The following is a 3,246-nucleotide window of genomic DNA, read 5'->3' on the forward strand; positions in this document are numbered from 1 at the left end:
GATTTCGCAACCGAATATTACATTGTGACTAAGATTCAATCACATTTGGTGGTAGGTTTTATTTGTGTATCTAAAAATAGGCATATGCCCATGAAACATTAAAAACGGCTCTATGCCTGAGCCAGAGCAGGATGCGTTAGCATCCCACCCCAACACTTGACATAGAGCCTGCTAGTTTTCCTTTCTTTTATAGGGTTTTAAAATCGGAGTGACGTGATTCGAACACGCGACCTCTACGTCCCGAACGGAAGTATTTTTTTTGATACAGTAGCTTTGATTCGAAATCACACCATTCCTTTTTTCTTATTTATCAAATAATTGACATAATATGGGACACTCAAAATAAAATTGTTAGGCAATTTGTTAGGCAAACACATCTGTGGCCGTACAGGAAACTAAATCCCGAACGTATTGATTTTTAGTATTTTCATGATGCATTCCAGTGTGCTATTTGGGCAGATTATATCTCCTAAACAAAGAATTCTTAGGTGATTTTATCTCAAACCAGTCATCATCATTCGAAATTAAGCAACTCTATTTGTATAGAAAATCATCTCTTATGACTTATCCATATTAGTATATTAAAATACAACAACATCTTAATTTATCTTTTAGTGGTTTTCTTATAAAACAGAACTCCGCCCCCCACCAAAATCACTATACCAACCATCAAAAGTATCCTGTTCTTATTAAACCCATCAGCGGTTAGATCTAGCGTTCCTGAAGTCCCCCCCAATCCCGCAGTAGGTTTAAATGCGTTAGACAACTCCATTGCTTGTTCAAACTCAAATACTTCTTTTTCTAAATTATTCTTTTCAGAAAATTTTCTGCTTTTCTTGATTTTTTCAATATTTTCTTCTTCTATTAGTGGATATGGTTGATTAAGACCAAGTAAGTTTTGAGCTTTTTGATCGTGAAATGTAATTCCTACCCCATAATCAAAGCCTGGTATTGATTTTACAACAACTGCCTCTTCGCATTCAACCTGTCGACTCGCCTCCTCTAAAGCTTCTGACAAATATTGTTCCACACCTAATGAGACACCTTGACACACCCACATTCCCATTGTACTTTCATATCTAGCAATCTGCTCTTCTGTCATTACTGCTTTTGACGTATCCGTTAAAGGATACCTATGTTTTCCATAAGCAACTTCCACCTTCTTTCCATTTACATCAACTGGGAGTCTCCAAAAGTAGTCACTTTTCTCAAGATATTCTTTAATCGTTTCTGCATTATTAGTTTTTGCATTTTCTATACCTGTATCTACATATACTTTATACATTCTGGAATAATCTATCTCTATATCATTCTCACTTATCTCTTCATGATAAGTCATCGGATACCCTTCTTGTATCATCTCTATAGCTTCCTCTTCTAGATCTAAAATGTTTTGAAACTCTTCACACTCCTGAACCTTCTCCATATAGACGCCATCGTTTGTTGCTTCACTTTGAAACGCATATAAAAACCACAATAAAACAATTGGAATTATTTTTTTCATAGTCCCCTCCTACTTTCTATACCATGTTTGCGTGTACTTGCCTCTTCCGCTGTAAATCTCAATATCATTTGTCAATTCCTCATATTTATAAAATTCAGTAGGTGCACCTTGTGTCGGATCCACTAAACAAACTTTTTCATTCTTATATCCCGATAAAACTAAGTTGTGATAACTAAGAGAATTATTCCATCGCATACAAATCACACTAGGTTTAGTTCCATTAATTAAACTTTTTATATGCGAAAGCGAAAGCGGAGACATATCCCAATTATGTTGTATGCCAGATGCATATTGAATAGCCGCCAAAATAGTATTAGGCATTCCACTGGTATTATTATAATTCCCTTTAACAGCGTAATGTATCTCATTTTGCGTGTTAGAACGACCATAATACTGACCCATCATCTGCGAGCACGCAATCCAGCACCAATTCGTTTTTTCTTGACTTCTTTTTGCTATATATAATTGTCGAAAGTTATTGTCTAATACACCATTAGACAAAAATCTATAAATGATATTCCCCTCTCGAAATTCTCCTGTTCGCATTACTCCTGATGAATTGAAATGATACCATTTACCATCTATTTGACGCCATGCATTCTGTACCATTACTCCATGTCCTGGAATTAAATAGTACCATGAACTTCCTTGCTGCAACCACCCCTGCTGCATAACCCCTGATGTATTAAAATAGTACCACGCTGTTCCAATGAATCTCCAACCTCGTGCCATAACACCATCTTTGTTTACGTGATACCATAATCCCCCTTGTTGTAACCATTGATTAACGACAAGATAACCTGCCGAATCAAAATAGTACCATTCACCATAAATAAATGCCCAACAACTTTTAGGATATGTTCCATCATTGTATCTAAACCACCATCTTCCATTAGCTTCTTGTAGCCATTGTCCAATTATTGCTCTTGTATTAGTCGTCAGTTTTTCGTAAGGAACTTCATCTACTATAATTGGTATGCAGTCCTCTTTAGATATCGAATTATTACCTACTTCTTCTTCCTCTATTGTTGGTATTTCCTCTTTCTGTTCCTCTTGTGCTATTGGCTCTTCTTCAAATTCTTTTTCCGTATTCCTTTCTTCCTGAGTAATATCATTTTCCTCTTGCTCGTTTGCATACGCTTGCAAAGGATAACTACAAAATAATACTACCAATAAAATTGCAATTACTTTTTTCACTGCTCTCATTTCTTTTTATCCTCTCTTCATCTATTTATATAAGACTTTCCGCTCGTACCTTTCCTTGATCCTCCTCTCTTCACTTTTGTGCAGAATAGTCTCTATATCTTCAAGGCACCATTTACTACAATTAATAATAATGTCATAGACACAACTCTCTCTTTCTAAATAAATAGTAAAATCCTTTAGGCAAATTATGGTTTGCAATATTTAGTATCTGACAGTTAAAAGAAATACATTTCATTTTTCAATGTTCTAATTATACGTTTTAGTTCTATTTATGTCAATATCAATCTTTAATATTGTTTGACATCTATTCTGTTTTTTATATAATAAATCAATAATACAAAGGAGGAATATATTGCAATGAATTTATCAAAAAATGAAGTGGAAATTCTAGAAGTAATGTGGACTGCAGATCGTCCGCTTTTAAGCACTGAAATTGTAGAATTGTCTGTTAATAAATCTTGGAAAGATAGCTCCATACATATTGGACCTACGTCAATACCTTGGACAAAAAAAGTCGAAAGTTTTTATGCCACTCT

At 34.8% G+C, this 3,246-nt stretch carries 2 protein-coding genes; both read right to left on the reverse strand.

From position 1 onward, the window contains the following. Positions 1-604 precede the first annotated feature (604 nt). Complete coding sequence (locus tag NHH15_RS15330) at positions 605-1,504, reverse strand: hypothetical protein (RefSeq protein WP_262067522.1); 900 nt, start codon at positions 1,502-1,504, stop codon at positions 605-607. 9 nt (positions 1,505-1,513) lie between these two features. Then, positions 1,514-2,710 carry a C39 family peptidase gene (locus NHH15_RS15335; RefSeq protein ID WP_262067523.1) on the reverse strand — a complete coding sequence of 399 codons (1,197 nt, stop codon included), beginning with the start codon at positions 2,708-2,710 and terminating at the stop codon, positions 1,514-1,516. Positions 2,711-3,246 lie beyond the last annotated feature (536 nt).

The organism is Aequitasia blattaphilus (assembly GCF_024721305.1).
GTDB lineage: Bacteria > Bacillota > Clostridia > Lachnospirales > Lachnospiraceae > Aequitasia > Aequitasia blattaphila.

Coding starts and splice junctions, on each gene's coding strand:
- NHH15_RS15330 (WP_262067522.1), bottom strand. CDS start 1,504: ATGAAAAAAATAATTCCAATTGTTTTATTGTGGTTTTTATATGCGTTT.
- NHH15_RS15335 (WP_262067523.1), bottom strand. CDS start 2,710: ATGAGAGCAGTGAAAAAAGTAATTGCAATTTTATTGGTAGTATTATTT.